Below are 17,615 nucleotides of genomic sequence, written 5' to 3'. Positions count from 1 at the left end.
TCATCAATGAACTGGAATTGGCAAATTATTATTGATAGTATCCCAAAACTGCTGCAAGGCAGTATTATCACCATTGAGCTTGTGGTGTTGTCGGGTTTATTGGGGTTTATGTTGGCAGTGCCGCTAGCCTTGGCTAGGCTATCCAAAAAACCTTGGGTACAGGCATTGCCGTTTGCGTATATTTTCTTTTTTCGTGGTACGCCGCTACTGGTGCAAATCTTTTTGATTTATTATGGCTTGTCACAATTTAAATGGGTGACCGAGTCCGTGCTGTGGAAATCGGGTGTGTTAGCGAGCCCATTTTGGTGCGCTATCATCGCTTTTACCCTCAATACGGCAGCTTATATTGCAGAAATCATCCGCGGTGCTATCAAGTCAATACCCAAGGGCGAGAATGAAGCTGCCGACGCCATTGGCATGTCATATAGCCAAAAATTGCGCCGAATTATTTTTCCTCGCGCCTTTGGCATCATGCTACCTGCGTATGGCAATGAAGTGATTTTTATGCTCAAAGGCAGTGCGCTGGCATCGACCATCACTTTGATGGATATCACCGGTGTGGCAACGACGATTATGTCAAAAACTTATACCGTTTTTGAGTTGTTCTTTGCCTCAGGTATCATTTATTTGTTATTGTCTTGGCTATTGATTGGGATGTTTCGATTGGCTGAAAAACGTATCAATCGTCATCTTTCTTATCAGCCCATCAGTAATGGGGGCGTCACTGCCTAATCTAGGCTAAGTTAGGCTAAGCTGGACAAAGAGTTTGGATATATTGGAGGCGTGCCAGTGAAACAAGCAGTTATAGTATCAAGTTTGCTGATAGGTGGGTTGTTACTCTCGGCTTGTCAACCTGCCAGTGATAACAAGCCAGAGCAAAATAGCACAGCAAGTGCCACAGTAAGTGCCACAGTAAGTGCCACAGTGGCTAGCGTTCAAAGTCCGCATCACGTTGCTAGTGTAGCTGCTGCCAGTACCGTATCCCCCCAAGCCGCCCAAAACGGTGCGCCCAAACAAATCAACTGGGCATTGGTGGATTCGGGCGTTAAGCCAGTCGATAAGGCTGGCTTTAAATACCCGTTTGCGCTCGATAGCGAGCCTGTCAAAGCCTATGCCGAGATGTATCATGTGGATAATGAAACCTCCCGCTACAATTTAACGGTGGGTATGGCAGTCAATGAAGTCTTATCCAAAGTGCTCGACCAGCTGGGTACTGCCTATGTGTCACATGAACTCACAGCCGGTAAAAACAGCGCGTTTGTCATCCATACCACCCAGCAAATTGCCCCGAGCCAATACACTTACGTCTTTGCTGAGCCCTTTGCCAAAGGGTTAACCATTCCTGTCAAAATTATCAATGATGGCAAAAAATAACTAAGTTGCCATCGGTATGTTGACGTTCATTTATCGTTTAAGGAAATACCATGCGTGTGCTAGGATTGGAAACATCCTGCGATGAAACGGGATTAGCCATTTTTGATAGTGACCAACGTCACCAACCCAATCAAGGTTTGGTCGGACAAGTGCTGTATAGTCAAATCGCGCTACATGCGACGTATGGTGGGGTAGTCCCTGAACTTGCAAGCCGCGATCACATCCGTAAATTAGTGCCCTTGTTGCAGCAACTGCTGGATGACTGCCAACTCAAAAAAACCGATATCGATGCAATTGCCTTTACCAAAGGTCCTGGACTGGTTGGCGCGTTGATGACAGGGGCATTATTTGGGCGCAGTTTGGCGATGGCACTTGATATTCCTGCGATTGGCGTACATCACATGGAAGGACACTTACTCGCGCCGCTATTAGGCGCCAATCCGCCCGATTTTCCGTTTGTCGCGTTGCTGGTGTCGGGTGGACATACCATGTTAGTGGCGGTCAAAGGCATCGGGCAATATGAAATATTAGGTGAGTCGATTGATGATGCCGCAGGCGAGTGCTTTGATAAAGCCGCTAAAATGCTAGAGTTACCTTATCCTGGTGGACCTAATATTGCACGCTTGGCGCAAACAGGTAATCCATTAGCCTATGAATTACCGCGCCCGATGTTGGGTAAAGGATTGGATTTTTCTTTTAGTGGTATGAAAACCGCCGTGCATAATTTGATTAAAGACCATCCAACCGATAGCCATAATCCTGAGCATGCCCAGACGCGCGCCGATATTGCAGCGAGTTTTCAATATGCGATGGTCGATACGTTGGTGAAAAAATGTGTCAAAGCCTTGCAGCAAACGGGTATGAAACGCTTGGTGATCGCAGGCGGGGTGAGTGCCAATCAACAACTACGAGAATCGCTAGCCGAGGCATTAGCCAAAATCAATGCCACTGTGCATTATGCACCGCCTGCCTTGTGTACTGACAATGGCGCCATGATTGCCTTCGCCGGGTGGCAGCGCTTGAACGCCGGTCAACACGATGAGCTAGCGGTTAGCTGCTTGCCGCGTTGGGACATGACAACGCTGCCTGCTGTCAATCCAGCTAAACCATAACCACCACAAGGACTTGAAGATGCCATGGCTATGGATAGGATTGGGGGCGGCATTTGGGGCAATGCTGCGCTGGTGGTTAGGCAGACTCAACAGCGTACATCCTTGGTTGCCCTATGGCACACTACTTGCCAATGTACTAGGCGGGCTGTTGATGGGATTTGCCTTGATACTCACCCAAAAGATGCACCCAAACTTACGACTGTTTATCACCACCGGGTTTTTGGGGGGACTAACAACGTTTAGTACGTTTAGTGCCGAAGTGTTTACTTTGTTGAATACCGGCAAGGTAGTGCAAGGTGTCGCCTTGATTGGCATCCATGTGCTTTTAACCTTGGTTGCGACTGCCATTGGTTTTTATAGTCTTAAGCTACTAAGTTAAGAGTTAAGAAGCTGTGAAGTTAGGAAGCTATTAAATGGTTAATCGCTTCTTTCCCATGCACCGCTAAAAGTCACAAAGCTGTTCAAGGCTTTGGCAATTAATAAGCGAGTTTAATCTTAAATGTAGTTATTTAGTCTCATCTATAGCGTGCGCAATCGGTCAGTCATCAAATTGTCATGATACTGTCACATTTCTTTGTAATCATATACACAATTTTTATACAAACCGAATGATGGTTATTATAATTACAGTTAAATCGGTCAGTATTGAACTATATCAGCTTTGAGCTATCATAGTGAAAATAACCAAAGAAAGTTAAATTGTACCGTTAGTGACATTTATTTCATTCAGGCAGTTTCATTGTAAACTCAAAAAACGTTTTTAGGAGCTATCCATGCGTTATTCATTATTAAGTGTTGTCGTAGCATCGACCTTAGCATTAACCGCTTGTGGTAACAAACAAGCAGACAATCAAGCAGCGGGTGCCTCAGCAACATCAAGCACTGCAGGTAGCGACAAAAACGCCGTATTTACCATCACAGGTGCAGGCGCCTCTTTCCCACAACCTATTTATGCTAAATGGGCAGGTGAGTTCAAAAACGCCACTGGCGGTCAAGTAAATTACCAATCAATCGGTTCATCAGGTGGTATCAAACAAATCCAAGCCAATACCGTTGACTTTGGTGCGTCGGATGCGCCTTTAAGCAAAGAAGAGTTGGATAAAAGCGGTTTAATCCAGTTCCCAACCGTTATCGGTGGTGTTGTACCGGTTGTTAACATCGATGGTGTTGCACCCGGTCAATTAAAACTAGACGGTGCCACCCTTGCCAATATCTACTTGGGTAAAATCACTAAATGGAATGACCCAGCGATTACCGCATTAAACGCAGGCGTGACACTACCAGATGCGCCAATCACGACGATTTTCCGTTCTGACGGCTCAGGTACAACCTTTAACTTTGCAAGCTACTTAGCTGCTGTATCACCAGAATGGAAAGCAGGTCCAGGTGTAGATAAATCAATTAAATGGCCAACCGCTGCGACAGGTGCAGGTGGTAAAGGTAACGAAGGCGTGGCAAGTAACGTCGCTCGTGCCAAAAACTCAATCGGTTATGTTGAGTACGCTTACGCAAAACAAAACAAAATGTCGCATACTCAGCTAAAAAATGCGGCGGGCAACTTTGTCCAACCATCGGCTGAAAGCTTTGCCGCTGCGGGTAATGCAGATTGGAAAGGTACACCAGGCTTTAACATTGTATTGACTAACCAAGCAGACTCGAATGCCTGGCCAATCTCTGCGGCAACCTTCATCTTAGTCCATACTAAACCCACCAACCCAGAAAACGTCAAAAATACCCTTAAATTCTTTGACTGGGCTTATTCAAGCGGTGATGAGCTAGCAAAATCACTGGACTTTGTACCATTCTCAGCAGAAAGCAAAGCTATCTTCCGTGAAGAGTGGAAAAAAGTTGTAGGGGCTGATGGTAAGCCACTATTTAGCTCAGATGCTGCCACAGCAACTGCTTCAGCTGCAAAATAATCTTATGATGATGGTTAACAGTTAACAGGGTTAGGCATGTCAAACGATACGTAGAGCAATAAACAAGTTAATGCTCTACGTTTTTTTTTCAAATTTCTAGAATTAGTAAACTAAAACTATTTTTTGATGGCTGGGTTCTTATGTCGGATTTACACGCAAAACTCGCAAAGCAAAAACAATTAGACTGGTTGTTTGTCAACGCGACTCGTCTTTTTGCGTTTATCGTGCTGTTGTTGCTAGGTGGTATCTTAATCTCACTATTTCTTGGCGCATTGCCAAGTATGAAGGCGTTTGGCATTAACTTTTATACCAGTAAAGACTGGGATACAGGGATGGATGTATACGGCGCACTCGCACCAATCTATGGTACGTTGGTGACTTCTATCATTGCTATTTTGATTGCGGTTCCGGTAAGTTTTGGTATTGCCATGTTTTTGACAGAGCTTTGCCCAAATTTTTTAAAACGTCCTTTAGGGATTGCCATTGAGTTGTTAGCGGGTATCCCTTCAATTATCTATGGTATGTGGGGATTTTTCGTATTTGCGCCTTGGTTTTCAGAACATATCCAGCCCTGGCTGATTGACCATTTGGGTGATGTGCCTTATGTGGGTCGTTTATTCCAAGGTGCGCCGATGGGTATTGGTCTGTTCACCGCAAGTTTGATTTTGGCTGTCATGATTATCCCGTTTATTGCATCAGTCATGCGTGATGTTTTCTCAATTACCCCAAAGATGCTTAAAGAATCTGCCTATGGTTTGGGGTCAACCACTTGGGAAGTGATGCGATACGTGGTGTTGCCTTATACCAAAGCCGGTGTGATGGGCGGTATCATTTTGGGATTGGGTCGCGCATTGGGTGAAACGATGGCAGTCACCTTTGTTATTGGTAACGCTTATAACGTCAGTCCAAGTTTGTTCCAGTCAGGGGTGTCAATCACTTCGGCATTGGCAAATGAATTTGCAGAGTCTGAAGGCTTGCACCAATCATCGCTTCTACATTTAGGTTTCTTACTATTTATCATTACCTTTATTGTACTGGTGATTTCAAAATTGATGCTCAGTCGTATGGATAAAAATGCGGGTACGAAATAAGGACGCTGGGGAATACTATGACTACTATCAACATGAATCGTAACAATGCCATTTACAAACGCCGCCGTCTAAGCAATGCTTTAGGACTGGTATTTGCCGGTTTGTCTATTGTATTTGGCTTGACCTTCTTAGGGTTAATTTTATTCAAATTGTTTTTATCAGGCTCGCATGCGTTATTGACCATGCCCATTTTTACTCAAGACACGCCATCGCCAAACGAAATTGGCGGTCTTCGCAATGCGATTATCGGCTCAATCATGGTGACAGGATTAGGGCTTGTAGTCGGCACACCAATTGGTGTCATGGCAGGTATTTATCTTGCTGAATTTGCCGAAAACAGCTGGCTTGGTAAAGTCACCCGTTTTATGAACGACATTTTGCTATCCGCACCCTCGATTGTAATTGGTCTATTTATTTTTGCGTTGATGGTACAAGGCCGTAACTTCTCAGGTTGGGCAGGTGCAATGGCTTTAGCGCTATTGGTTATTCCTGTGGTGGTACGTACCACCGAAAATATGCTCCGTCTAATTCCCAATACATTGCGTGAAGCGGCTTATGCGTTAGGCACGCCAAAATGGAAACTGGTAACATCCGTTACGTTACGTGCTGCCAAAACTGGGGTGTTAACAGGTATCTTACTGGCATTTGCGCGTATCTCGGGTGAGACTGCGCCATTACTATTTACCGCGCTCAATAACCAATTCTTTAGCACTGATATGGGTCAACCCATTGCCAACTTACCAAACGTGATTTATCAATACGCCAGCCAACCATACCCTATTTCAAACCAATTGGCTTGGGCAGGTGCGTTACTCATCACCTTGGCAGTATTAACATTGAATATTTTGGCACGTGCGCTCAGTGGTAAAGAGCAATCATCACATTGATGATCAATAGAAGATTAAAGCTATTTGCTAGTATCAAACAAAATTTATTAAGGTATTCATCATGACCGCAAAAATGCAAATTCGTAATCTAGAGTTTTATTACGGTAAATTTTTAGCCCTTAAAAATATCAACATCGATATCGCTGACAAAAAAGTTACTGCGTTTATCGGACCGTCAGGCTGTGGTAAATCAACATTACTGCGTACCTTTAACCGTATGTATGACCTATACCCCGGCATGAGTGCCACGGGCGAAATCAACCTAGATGGACAAAACATCTTGGATAAATCCGTGGACGTCAACTTGCTGCGCGCTCGTGTGGGGATGGTGTTCCAAAAACCAACGCCATTTCCGATGTCAATCTATGACAACGTGGCATTTGGTGTGCGTCTGTACGAAAGCTTAAGCCGCGCTGAGCTAGACGAGCGCGTTGAATGGGCGCTCAAAAAATCGGCACTGTGGACTGAAGTTAAAGATAAACTTAAAGCATCGGGTCTGTCATTGTCGGGTGGTCAGCAGCAACGTCTATGTATCGCCCGCGGTGTGGCAACCCGTCCTGAAGTATTGCTACTAGACGAACCCACCTCGGCACTTGACCCCATCTCAACAGGCTCAATTGAAGATTTGATTTCAGACCTAAAAAATGATTACACCATCGCCATCGTTACCCACAACATGCAGCAAGCGGCAAGGGTGTCTGACTATACCGCGTTTATGTACTTGGGCGAAATGATGGAAATGGGGGATACCGATAAAATGTTCACTAACCCAGACCGTAAAGAAACTGAAGAATACATCACGGGCAAATTCGGCTAGGCTATTTTGTTATTAAGCGATCTGCGCGTCATTTAATCAATCACAATACCTCGCTACCTTGCTGGTGCGGGGTATTTTTTTGCCTAAACTTCTAAGCACAATCAAAGTAAAATAAATATTGATAACGATTCTCATTTACCCTATAATTCGCAAATTGTCATTATTTTTTTTATTATTTATTCGTGTTTACTTTTAAGGATGTTTTATGTTGAGCCGTACTTTTACTTTATCAATATTACCCCTGACGATATCTGCATTACTCTTGACGGCTTGCCAAAAAACCGAGCAAAAAACCGACGTAGCACCTGCTGCAAGTAGTGCTGCAACAGCGCCTGCAACGACTAACGCTTCTGCAGTCACAGCGTCAGCGCAGAGCTCAGTTGATATGAGTAAAGAAACGGCGGAATACAAAGCTTGGGTACAAACCCAAATTGATAGCTTGCTTACCGATACCCAAAAATTTGTCGCACTGCTTGAAGCGGGTAAATTAGAAGAGGCGAAGGCGTTATACCCAAAAGCGCGCATGTATTTTGAGCGCTCAGAGCCGATTGCTGAAAGTTTTGGCGACCTTGACCCACGTATCGATAACCGTGAAGCCGACCTTGAGCCCAATGAAGTATGGACAGGCTTCCATGCGATTGAAAAAATCTTGTGGACGCAAAACACCACCAAAGGCACCGAAAAACTGGGCAAACAACTGATTGCAGATGTCAAAGAATTGCACGCCAAAATTCCGACGGCAGAGGTGACAGGCGATTTGATGGTGCAAGGTTCAGTAGATTTGCTCAATGAAGTGTCAACGAGCAAAATCACCGGCGAAGAAGAAATTTTTTCGCACACAGACTTGTATGATTTTAAAGCCAATATTGAAGGCGCAGAGAAAATATTTGCCATTTTAAAACCAAAAATCCAAGCCAAAAACCCAGCGTTAGTCACAGAGCTTGAGCAAAAATTTGGCGCAGTCAACCAACTACTTGCCAAACACCAAGTCGGGCAACAAGACTATAAATCCTATAAAGAGTTAACCCCTGCAGATACCAAAGCGCTAGCCGAAGCGGTGAATAAACTCGGCGAACCCTTAGCGCAGATGGGCATTGTATTGCAATAAGTGAAAGGTGAAGCAAAAAATTGCTTCACTTTACGGTTTTAGGGTGGAATAAAAAGGTCAGTACGGTGTTAGGGGCAGTATGAAACATAGTAAATTAGATAAGCAAGCGCAAGAAACAGGATTAGGACTAAAAACGTCAAATCGTCGCAGTTTTTTACGCCAATTTGGTGCGCTCAGTGTGGCAGGCGCAGGTTTAGCCGTGTCAGCCTGTCAGCAAAAACCAAGCGAAAACTTACCTAACTTGCAAGCTTTGGATGGCAATCAGTCTAAAGATAGCGATAAAAACGAAAATCCTAAACATGCCGGTAATGATGCCAATACTACTAAAAATAGTTTTGCGGATGTCAAATATGATTTTTATGGCGAACACCAAGCAGGCATTACCACGCCGTCACAGCGTAATATCTATTTTTTGGTGATGGATTTACATACCGATAAGCTCGACGATGTCAAACAGATGTTCAAAGACTGGACAACGTATGCGGCCAATTTGACGCAAGGTAAAAACATCAAAGCCTACGAAAAAAACCCGTTTGTGCCCCCGACCGACACAGGCGAAGCAGACAGCATGGGCGCGTACGGATTGACGTTGACCTTTGGTATTAGCCCAAGTTTTCTAAAAAAAATGGGACTTGCCCATAAGCAGCCCAAAGAATTCCAAGACTTGCCCAAATTCCCGCGTGATCAATTACGAGAAAATTTGACGGGGGGTGATATCTGTATTCAAGCCTGCGCCGAAGATGCCCAAGTGGCGTTCCACGCGGTACGGCAGCTGGTTCGCCAAGCGCGTTCTAATATCACCATGCGTTGGAGTCAGTCAGGTTTTGTTGGGTTTGATACCGGCAACCATACGCCCCGTAATTTATTCGGCTTTAAAGACGGCACTGCCAACCAAAGCACTATCAAAGCTGCGGACAAAAACTTATGGGCGGACGCGCCTGATTGGATGAAAGGCGGCACTTATTTAGTCACCCGCGTCATTCAGATGCATCTTGAAACTTGGGATCGCACCTCACTTAAAGGTCAAGAAGACACCTTTGGTCGACATCGTGATAGCGGCGCGGCGATTGGACAAAAAGGCGAATTTGACACCTTTGATGTGAACGCCAAAGACGCGCAGGGTAAAGCAGTGATACCTGAAATTTCCCACATGGGACTGGCAAAACGCACAGGCGTGGAGATGCTACGCCGTTCGTATTCTTACAGTAGCGGCATTAACCCAGCCACTGGGCAGTTTGATTCAGGGCTGCTGTTTATTTCATTTCAAAAATCGCCCGAGCAATTTATCATCATCCAAAATGCCCTAGGTCGTCTTGATAAAATGAATGAATACACCACCCACATTGGCAGTGGGCTATTTGCTTGCTTCGGTGGTATCCCGCAAGGTGGCTATATTGGACAAGCATTGTTTGAAGCTTAAGGTTAAAATGCAACCTGCATCAGTTAAAAATAGACGGTTCAAAACACACGCTTAAAAATAGACGGTTAAATAGACGGTTAAAAAGTTACTTATGATAAATATCACCCAAAAAACCTTGCTAAATTTTGGCCTAGCAAGTTCGCTGCTCATTACCAGTCAAGGCTTACAAGCCCAGCAACCAACGCCTGCAAGTGCGCAGATAGTGACGCAACAAGCCAGTCAATCAGCCAGCAAAAAGCTGAACTTAAGCCCTATTTTTATCAACCTATCAGACGCGATGGCGGCAATTAAAGCCAATGATACTTCAAAAGCCAAGGACACCCTTGCGCAAATTCAAACAGCCTTTGATGCCATAGATGCAACGGCAAAAAATTCCACGCTTGGGCAACAGACAAGCCAAGCGATTGGGCAAGCCATAAGCAATCCCACAGAAGCCAATTTATCAGCCGTGTCAAATGCGTTATATGCTTTTGAAAAAGAACAAAATCCTGTGGATTACAGCGCGAAGCGAAAAGAGTTTGCCAAAAAAATGGTACCGGCGTATGACAATCTTAATCAAGTCATACAACGCGCAGCACCGACAGATGTAGAAGCGTTACGGGCGGCTTACAACCAGTTTAATGCAGTTTGGCTAGGTAATGAGCGGGTCGTACGCAATACCAGTATGGGGCACTACGGTAAAATCGAAACATCCATGGCGCTGATGCGAGTGGCGATTGAAACCCAACCCATCAATATAGCGCAAATCAAAACCCAATCTGCCGCGCTAAAAGACGCCATTGACAGTTATAACAAGGGTGACGTAGCCGCTTTACAAACCACACAAACTGTCACCTTGGCAGATAGTATCCAGCTACTGCGCGATGGTTTACAGGCGTTTAAAACAAACGATGCAGCGACTGGTCAAGCCAAGTTAGGCGAGTTTATTAGTATATGGCCAACGGTGGAAGGCGATGTCAGCACCCGTAACCCCGGCCTATATAATCGGGTGGAAAGTCAAATCCCGCTAGCCATGGCGAAAGGGCAAGACCCTAAACAACAGCAAACACTGCAATCGATTATCAATGAATTGGCGGCAATCAATCCAACAGCCCAATACACCGCGGTTGATTCGATGCTGATTTTGCTTCGAGAAGGGTTGGAAGCCTTATTGATTGTCATCTCGCTGTTATCGGCTTTAACCGCTGCCAAACAAGTCAAAGCCAAAAAATGGGTGTATGCTGGTGTGGCTTTTGGCTTACTTGCCAGTGTCGCAGGCGCGATGGCATTACAGCTATTATTCCCTGCGGTGACTTCTGCCGCCAATCGTGAGATGTTTGAAGGGGTGATAGGCATCGTTGCGGTCATTATGATGATTGGCATTGGCGCGTGGCTGCATAGCAAATCATCCGTCCAATCATGGAACGCTTATATCAAGCGTCATATGGGACAAGCCATGACGGCAGGTAGCTTTGTTTCGTTATTTGGATTGAGCTTTTTATCCGTGTTTCGAGAAGGCGCAGAGACCATATTGTTCTATGTCGGTATATTACCCAATATCAGTATGAGTAATTTTTTAACCGGGATTGGTTTGGCGCTTGTAGCACTGGCAGCAGTGGCTTGGGTGATGCTAAGAACCTCGGTTAAATTACCGATTCCACAGTTGTTTAAAGTCTTAACTTGGGTGATTTACCTATTGGGCTTTAAGATTTTAGGCGTTAGTCTACACGCGCTGCAATTGACAGGGTATCTGCCGATGACCGCCATGAGCCGCTTGCCAGCGATTGAATCGTTGGGATTTTACCCGACGCTACAGACATTTTTGGCACAAATCGGCTATGTTATTATTATAATCGCCATCAATCTTTGGATGAAAAACCATCAACGTCAGCAAACGGCTGCGTTGGCATAACCTTTAGCCAAAGATAATTAACGGCATAAAAAATGGGTAAAACTTGTTTACCCATTTGGTTGTAGCGTCTAGTTCATAACGCATAGTTTGCATAGCATAGTCTAAACTAGGCTATAGACTACACCTACGCCGTTTTTTCCATACGCTCGCGCTGCGCTTGACCTTGCCATAAGCCTTCTAGGTCATAAAACGTGCGTGCTTGTGGCATCATCACATGCACCACCACAGCGCCCAAATCAATCAAGGTCCAATCACTGGTGCCTTGACCTTCCACACCAATCGGATTAAATCCTGCTTGTTTCGCTTTCATCGCGACATGGTCGGCAACCGCTTTAAGGTGGCGGGTAGATGTCCCTTCGGCAATCACGATACGCTCCATGACTTCAGTCATATCAGCAACATCGAGTACGGTAATGTTTTTGGCTTTTAGATCATCCAAGGCATCTTGAACGATGTCAAGGCAAGTGGTTAACTGTTGGTGGGCAGGGTGTTGATTGACTAAACTAGCAAATTGGGTATCGGTCATAAATGCGTGGATTCCATGAATTGGTTCATAAAGATTGGGTAGTAATGATTGGGTTATAAGGGTAGCTTAAAATAGGATCATGACAATCCTAAAAAAAGTGCGCTATTTTAACAAAAATCTAACGCATAGGTTATCAAAAAATGTAAATCAATATCAGGCTAAACGTGCGGGGCATATAACTGATGCTCAACAATATACCGATAAACTTGACTCGGTAAACTTAGCCACGCTTGCTGTCGTTGCCGAGCTTCTGTGCTGTATATCCAAGCCCTGATATCACGACTTGCGATATCAGGCACGACAAACTTATCCATATAAATATGGTTAGTGGTTTGATTTATCAAGTCTTTTGGCGAATGAATGATAAAAGGCACTAACCGATTATCAATAGTTAGCCTAGGTGTTTTATCTGTAGTTGCTAAAGCATTTTGATTCAAATTTTTATTTAAATTGTGGCTAAGGCTGTCCAAGGCGGGACGGGGTAGCACCCATAGATTGGTAAGCGAAAGCAGCTCAAAGCCGCGATACCATTTATCAAGTTGTTCAACACTGTCTTGTCCAAGGACAAAAATCAGTAGGTCATTGGGGTAACGCTTTTTAAACTCACTCAAGGTATGAAAGCTATACACAGGCGGCTGACACTGCAGCTCAGTCTCATCAATCGACAAAAAAGGCACATCGTGAATCGCAAGCCTAAGCATCTCAAGGCGCTGCTGGTTGGAAGTTGGCTGGGTTTTTAAGGGCGAACCTGCCGTGGGCAATAATTTGGCGATGATATCAACATTGGGGAAGGCGCGCATGAGTTCATGGTACACATGCGCAATCATCTGTAAATGCGCCAAATGTATCGGATCAAATGAGCCACCCAACCAGACACGAATACAGCGAGGCATTGTCATAACCACCCGCCTAATTCAAAGTTGGGGCGAAGAAAACTAACATCCTTTATCATCACTGACACGTCTTACGGTTGGTTTGGTGGTTCATCGGTTGGCACATTGCGCACAAAAATCACTTTATGCTGATTGTCATTGGGGTAGCGCTCTTGTACCTCAAAATAGCGCGGATAGGCACGTAGAAAATCACTGAATTTGTTAAAGTTAAACAAGCGCGCATCAAAATCGGGCTCGACTTTGAGCAGATAGTTTTTGACAGGTGCGATATTTGCCCAGCCTTGGTCATCCGCCATACTTGAGATGGCAAGCTTGACCAAAGTGATGGCGACATCCACAGGCTTCATCTGATTGCCTTTGGTAGAGAACAGCATATCAGCAGAGTCATAAAAATCTACCGTCGAAGGGGTTTGGTTTTCTTCAAAAAACTCAAGATAAGTAAAACGGTCACAGGCTTGCACAAAAGGCTTGGGTGTGGTGCTACGACCAAAACCATACACCAATAACCCTTGCTCACGAATACGCTGGGCCAGTCGGGTAAAATCGCTGTCAGATGATACCAAACAAAACCCATCAAAACGCTCGGTATAAAGCAAATCCATCGCATCAATGATTAAACTTGCATCGGTAGCATTCTTACCCGTGGTGTAACTAAATTGCTGAATCGGCTGAATCGAATAGCTTAGTAACACGTTTTTCCAGCTGTTTAATTGTGGGCGCGTCCAATCACCATACGCGCGTCGAACGCTACTAATCCCGAGCGTGGCAATTTCAGACAGCAGCGCATCAAGATGATTGACTGACGCATTATCAGCATCAATCAATACGGCAAGTCGGGCGTCAACGCTCGTTGAATAGTTCTGCGAATGTGCCATGTTGGTCACCCAGCGATAAAGTTAGATGTGATTGAGCGACATTTTACCATAAAGCAATTTGTGGGGATAACAGATTGTGGCGCACTAGCCTAGTGGTGGAATAGTAGCCTTGCCTTGCATTTAGGCTGATATCCTGTGTGACAGCCAATGGCGATAGACAACAAAAAGGTGAGTGTTAAACTCACCTTTTTTTAAATATAAAAGCTTAAAACTCACCGCTATCAGCTTGAACGGCTGTGAGCGCAATGGTATAGACAATATCTTCAACCAAGGCGCCACGCGACAAGTCATTTACAGGCTTGTTGAGACCTTGCAGCATAGGACCGACGCTCACCACGTTGGCAGAGCGCTGCACCGCTTTATAGGTGGTATTGCCAGTGTTCAAATCTGGGAAGATAAACACATTGGCTTGACCTGCCACCAGCGAGTTTGGCGCTTTTGATTTTGCCACGCTTGCGACACTGGCAGCGTCATATTGTAACGGACCATCAATGAGCAAATCAGGCGCTTTGGCTTTGGCGATTTCGGTGGCTTGACGCACTTTATCCACGTCTGCGCCTTCACCTGATGACCCTGTCGAATAACTAATCATGGCAACTTTGGGTTCGATACCAAACGCTTTGGCAGATTGGGCAGATTGTAGGGCGATTTCAGCCAACTGTTCTGCGGTAGGGTCTGGGTTGATGGCACAGTCACCATATACCACCACTTGCTCAGGCAGTAGCATAAAGAAAATAGACGATACCAGCGAGTACTGCGGCGCTGTCTTAATTAACTGAAACGCAGGGCGGACAGTATTGGCGGTGGTATGCACGGCACCAGATACCAAACCATCGACTTCACCCAAGTGCAGCATCATCGTACCCAGCACGACGGTATCTTTGAGCTGTTCATGGGCTTGCAGTTCATCGAGTTTGCCTTTACGGCGCTCAACCATGGGTTTGACGTACTTGTCAATCAAGCTTTCTGGGTCAAGAATCTGCAGGCCTTCAGGTAGGGTGAGCCCCAAGTTCTTGGCAACCTCTTCGACTTCACTGCGTTTGGCAAGTAAGATACAATGGGCAATACCACGAGTCTGACAGATGACAGCCGCTTCAACGGTACGGGGCTCAGCGCCCTCAGGCAGTACGATGGTTTTTTTGGCAGCTTGGGCTTTTTTGACCAAGGTATGACGAAAAGCCGAAGGGGAGAGTTTACGGTTATTGTTGCCTTGACTAAAAGTGGTTTTGATCCAGTCCAAATCCAAATGCGCGGCGACAAAATCGGTGACTTCACTGGCGCGAGTGGTGTCATCGGCGGGGATTTCATGGCTGATGTGGTTAAGTTTGGTGACAGTATCAAAGCTGTCAGTATCAACCAGCATCACAGGAATCCCCGTTTTTAGCGCGGGGCGACACAGATTGATAATTTTTTGGTTCGGCACGATACCGCCTGTCAGAATAAGACCTGCTAGCGGCACACCATTCATGGTGCTAAGCGCAGTTGCCAAAATTAAATCATCACGGTCGCCTGCCGTCACCAGTAAGTTGCCACGGGTGAAAGAATCTTCAATATTGGCAACGGTACGCGCAACCAGTAAGGTATTGAGCACACGGCGGTTTTTGGCATCGCCTTCATTGAGCCATTTGGCATCAAGCTCACGAGCCACGTCCCAGGTACGGGGCACACTTAAGGTGTTGCTAAAAGGTACCACGCCAATCAAGCGAAATTTATCGGAGTCAAAATAAGGGGAGTGGGATTTAATCGCCTGTAACTGCTCAGCTGCCAAATCAACTTTGGCTTTACCCGGCGCGACGGGTGCTTCATCATAGTGGTTGTCCACGTTTTTGACACGCATCAAAATCGTGCCTAGCGTACGCTCGCTTGCCATACCGCCAAAATCACGGGCAAAAATATCTAGCTTGTCTACCAAACTATCAGGGTTTGCAATATCGCCACTACTGACCAAAATGACTTTGGCATCTAGCGCGTTGACGATGGCTAAATTCACCAATTCCGCATAACTTGAATCATTGTCGGCAGCCAAACCTTCACAGACGATAACGTCATATTGTTCAGCCAATGCTTGGTGCTTGGCAACCACTTCTTCCATCAAGTCATCTAACTGACCATCCCCAATCACGCGCTCTAAGCGGCTACGGTCAATGGATGTTGGTGGGTTTAAGTTAAAGGCATGTTTTGCAAGCACACTTGAGCTGTCATCACTCTCATGATTGGCGGTGGTATTTTGGCTAAAAGGTTTTAAAAATCCTGCTTTTAGCCCGATATAATCAAGTGCACGGATAAAACCCAAACAAGCTGAGGTCAAGCCAATGCCAGTACTGGTAGGCACAAATAAAATAGTTTGCATGATAGTTCCTATTTGTTGTTTTATTCAAACTAAAAACCCTGATGAGGCATCAGGGTGAGAGGGTTTATAAACCTAAGACTTCTTTGGTTTCTTTGGCGATTTGGTATTCTTCATCGGTCGGAATCACCCACAATTGCAGTTGGCTGTCGGCTTGGTGGAAGCTACCTTCTGCACCGCGAGAGAGTTCGGCATTTTTGTCAAGGTTCGCTTTGATGCCAAAATGCGGCAAGTTTTGTAAGATTTTTTGGCGAATCGAGGCGCTGTTTTCACCGATACCGCCGGTAAATACCAAGCCAGTGAAGGTCGGTAACGCACAGCTGAGTGAAGCGATATAGCGGGCTGCCTTATAACAGAAAATTTCGATGGCAAGTTTAGCATCTTCGTTGCCTTCATTGGCGGCTTGCTCCACCGTGCGCATATCACTTGAGATACCTGAAATGCCCAACAACCCGCTGTGTTTATTTAAAATCGTATCAATTTGGTCAAGGCTATAGCCCAAAATACGGTGTAAGTGAATATGCAAACTTGGGTCAACATCACCACTGCGCGTACCCATGACCACACCTTCAAGCGGGGTCAGACCCATGCTGGTGTCCAGACTTTTGCCATCATACACGGCGGTTAACGAGCAACCATTGCCCAAATGCACTGTAATCCAACCATTGGCTTGGTGATGAGGGGCTAGGCTGTCAGCGCGGTGGCTGACATAGGCGTGCGAGCTACCATGAAAGCCATAGCGACGGATATAATGCTCATTGTACAAATCTTTTGGAATGGCGTAGCGGTAGGCTTTGGCGGGCATGGTTTGGTGAAAGGCGGTATCAAACACGACCACTTGCGGTAAATCTGGGTAGATTTTTTCCACCGCTTCAATACCTAAGGCATGGGCGGGGTTGTGCAGGGGTGCCAATACTTTTAGCCGTTTGACTTCCGCCAAGACATGGTCATTGACTTTTTCAGCATGAGAAAACTCGCGTCCGCCATGCACCACACGGTGACCCACGGCAACAGGTTTGTAAGCTGCTAATAAACCTAATATTTTTTGCAGCGCCCATTGGTGATTGGCGCCTGCCAAAGAGATTTCGACTTTTTCGCCATTGAGGTCGGTGTGTTTGATACGCGCCGTATCTAAGCCCAAGTTTTCCGCAAGACCGGCAACGCGCTCGCTGCTGTCATTGCTTAATAACGCGTATTTGATTGATGAAGACCCACAATTAAGTACTAAGATCGGATTTTGCATGGCTGTTCCTTTAGACAAGATCTTGTGCATTCCTTGCAACAAGCCCCTTCCTAATTGGATTAAATTTTAAGCTATCCTTGTCTTAAGTAATTTATTGTAGATTAAAAAAAAT

16 protein-coding genes are annotated in these 17,615 nt (G+C 45.5%); 11 read left to right on the top strand and 5 right to left on the bottom strand.

The window, feature by feature from the left end:
- Positions 1–6: 6 nt before the first annotated feature.
- The 11 genes from RTJ53_RS10030 to RTJ53_RS09980 all read left to right on the top strand — a co-directional run bounded on the left by RTJ53_RS10030 (position 7) and on the right by RTJ53_RS09980 (position 11,619).
- Positions 7–732, top strand: a complete 726-nt coding sequence (locus RTJ53_RS10030) for an ABC transporter permease (protein ID WP_159771482.1) — start codon at positions 7–9, stop codon at positions 730–732.
- Positions 733–789: 57 nt separating this feature from the next.
- Positions 790–1,374, top strand: a complete 585-nt coding sequence (locus RTJ53_RS10025; protein WP_312276833.1) for a hypothetical protein — start codon at positions 790–792, stop codon at positions 1,372–1,374.
- Positions 1,375–1,424: 50 nt separating this feature from the next.
- Positions 1,425–2,486, top strand: coding sequence for a tRNA (adenosine(37)-N6)-threonylcarbamoyltransferase complex transferase subunit TsaD (gene tsaD / locus RTJ53_RS10020; RefSeq protein ID WP_312276832.1), 1,062 nt, complete (start codon positions 1,425–1,427; stop codon positions 2,484–2,486).
- A gap of 19 nt (positions 2,487–2,505) precedes the next feature.
- On the top strand, positions 2,506–2,865 hold the full coding sequence (gene crcB / locus RTJ53_RS10015; protein ID WP_312276831.1) for a fluoride efflux transporter CrcB: 360 nt from the start codon (positions 2,506–2,508) through the stop codon (positions 2,863–2,865).
- 394 nt (positions 2,866–3,259) lie between these two features.
- Complete coding sequence (pstS, locus tag RTJ53_RS10010) at positions 3,260–4,405, top strand: phosphate ABC transporter substrate-binding protein PstS (protein ID WP_312276830.1); 1,146 nt, start codon at positions 3,260–3,262, stop codon at positions 4,403–4,405.
- Positions 4,406–4,545: 140 nt separating this feature from the next.
- Complete coding sequence (pstC, locus tag RTJ53_RS10005) at positions 4,546–5,496, top strand: phosphate ABC transporter permease subunit PstC (RefSeq protein WP_312276829.1); 951 nt, start codon at positions 4,546–4,548, stop codon at positions 5,494–5,496.
- A 17-nt stretch (positions 5,497–5,513) separates the two neighbouring features.
- A complete protein-coding gene (gene pstA / locus RTJ53_RS10000; RefSeq protein WP_050324752.1) occupies positions 5,514–6,383 on the top strand; it encodes a phosphate ABC transporter permease PstA in 870 nt (289 codons plus the stop codon).
- A gap of 61 nt (positions 6,384–6,444) precedes the next feature.
- Positions 6,445–7,200 (top strand): phosphate ABC transporter ATP-binding protein PstB, encoded by a 756-nt coding sequence (gene pstB / locus RTJ53_RS09995; protein WP_060995484.1) that lies wholly within the window; start codon positions 6,445–6,447, stop codon positions 7,198–7,200.
- Positions 7,201–7,405: 205 nt separating this feature from the next.
- Positions 7,406–8,308: an iron uptake system protein EfeO gene (gene efeO / locus RTJ53_RS09990; protein WP_312276828.1), complete on the top strand. Its 903-nt coding sequence runs from the start codon at positions 7,406–7,408 to the stop codon at positions 8,306–8,308.
- Positions 8,309–8,387: 79 nt separating this feature from the next.
- Positions 8,388–9,728: an iron uptake transporter deferrochelatase/peroxidase subunit gene (gene efeB, locus RTJ53_RS09985; protein WP_312276827.1), complete on the top strand. Its 1,341-nt coding sequence runs from the start codon at positions 8,388–8,390 to the stop codon at positions 9,726–9,728.
- A 91-nt stretch (positions 9,729–9,819) separates the two neighbouring features.
- Positions 9,820–11,619: an FTR1 family iron permease gene (locus RTJ53_RS09980; protein ID WP_312276826.1), complete on the top strand. Its 1,800-nt coding sequence runs from the start codon at positions 9,820–9,822 to the stop codon at positions 11,617–11,619.
- Positions 11,620–11,743: 124 nt separating this feature from the next.
- Here the strand turns inward: RTJ53_RS09980 and rsfS are convergent, their stop codons facing one another.
- From rsfS to RTJ53_RS09955, 5 genes are all read right to left on the bottom strand, one after another.
- The gene (gene rsfS, locus RTJ53_RS09975; RefSeq protein ID WP_239742958.1) at positions 11,744–12,145 is read right to left on the bottom strand and encodes a ribosome silencing factor; all 402 of its coding nucleotides are present in this window, start codon (positions 12,143–12,145) and stop codon (positions 11,744–11,746) included.
- 158 nt (positions 12,146–12,303) lie between these two features.
- Positions 12,304–13,044, bottom strand: a complete 741-nt coding sequence (gene nadD, locus RTJ53_RS09970) for a nicotinate (nicotinamide) nucleotide adenylyltransferase (protein WP_312276825.1) — start codon at positions 13,042–13,044, stop codon at positions 12,304–12,306.
- Between the two features lie 65 nt (positions 13,045–13,109).
- Positions 13,110–13,913, bottom strand: coding sequence for an NYN domain-containing protein (locus RTJ53_RS09965; protein WP_007115203.1), 804 nt, complete (start codon positions 13,911–13,913; stop codon positions 13,110–13,112).
- 205 nt (positions 13,914–14,118) lie between these two features.
- Positions 14,119–16,263 (bottom strand): phosphate acetyltransferase, encoded by a 2,145-nt coding sequence (gene pta / locus RTJ53_RS09960; protein WP_312276824.1) that lies wholly within the window; start codon positions 16,261–16,263, stop codon positions 14,119–14,121.
- 64 nt (positions 16,264–16,327) lie between these two features.
- Positions 16,328–17,503: an acetate/propionate family kinase gene (locus tag RTJ53_RS09955; protein WP_312276823.1), complete on the bottom strand. Its 1,176-nt coding sequence runs from the start codon at positions 17,501–17,503 to the stop codon at positions 16,328–16,330.
- Between the last annotated feature and the right edge of the window lie 112 nt (positions 17,504–17,615).

This window comes from Moraxella sp. CTOTU46711, from assembly GCF_031975715.1.
GTDB lineage: Bacteria > Pseudomonadota > Gammaproteobacteria > Pseudomonadales > Moraxellaceae > Faucicola.
Note: the sequence above shows the minus strand (reverse complement) of the source record. Positions and strands in the feature narration are given on the sequence as shown.

Coding starts and splice junctions, on each gene's coding strand:
- pstS (WP_312276830.1), top strand. CDS start 3,260: ATGCGTTATTCATTATTAAGTGTTGTCGTAGCATCGACCTTAGCATTA.
- pstA (WP_050324752.1), top strand. CDS start 5,514: ATGACTACTATCAACATGAATCGTAACAATGCCATTTACAAACGCCGC.
- efeO (WP_312276828.1), top strand. CDS start 7,406: ATGTTGAGCCGTACTTTTACTTTATCAATATTACCCCTGACGATATCT.
- RTJ53_RS09965 (WP_007115203.1), bottom strand. CDS start 13,913: ATGGCACATTCGCAGAACTATTCAACGAGCGTTGACGCCCGACTTGCC.
- pstC (WP_312276829.1), top strand. CDS start 4,546: ATGTCGGATTTACACGCAAAACTCGCAAAGCAAAAACAATTAGACTGG.
- RTJ53_RS10030 (WP_159771482.1), top strand. CDS start 7: ATGAACTGGAATTGGCAAATTATTATTGATAGTATCCCAAAACTGCTG.
- rsfS (WP_239742958.1), bottom strand. CDS start 12,145: ATGACCGATACCCAATTTGCTAGTTTAGTCAATCAACACCCTGCCCAC.
- tsaD (WP_312276832.1), top strand. CDS start 1,425: ATGCGTGTGCTAGGATTGGAAACATCCTGCGATGAAACGGGATTAGCC.
- pta (WP_312276824.1), bottom strand. CDS start 16,263: ATGCAAACTATTTTATTTGTGCCTACCAGTACTGGCATTGGCTTGACC.
- RTJ53_RS09955 (WP_312276823.1), bottom strand. CDS start 17,503: ATGCAAAATCCGATCTTAGTACTTAATTGTGGGTCTTCATCAATCAAA.
- nadD (WP_312276825.1), bottom strand. CDS start 13,044: ATGACAATGCCTCGCTGTATTCGTGTCTGGTTGGGTGGCTCATTTGAT.
- RTJ53_RS09980 (WP_312276826.1), top strand. CDS start 9,820: ATGATAAATATCACCCAAAAAACCTTGCTAAATTTTGGCCTAGCAAGT.
- crcB (WP_312276831.1), top strand. CDS start 2,506: ATGCCATGGCTATGGATAGGATTGGGGGCGGCATTTGGGGCAATGCTG.
- pstB (WP_060995484.1), top strand. CDS start 6,445: ATGACCGCAAAAATGCAAATTCGTAATCTAGAGTTTTATTACGGTAAA.
- efeB (WP_312276827.1), top strand. CDS start 8,388: ATGAAACATAGTAAATTAGATAAGCAAGCGCAAGAAACAGGATTAGGA.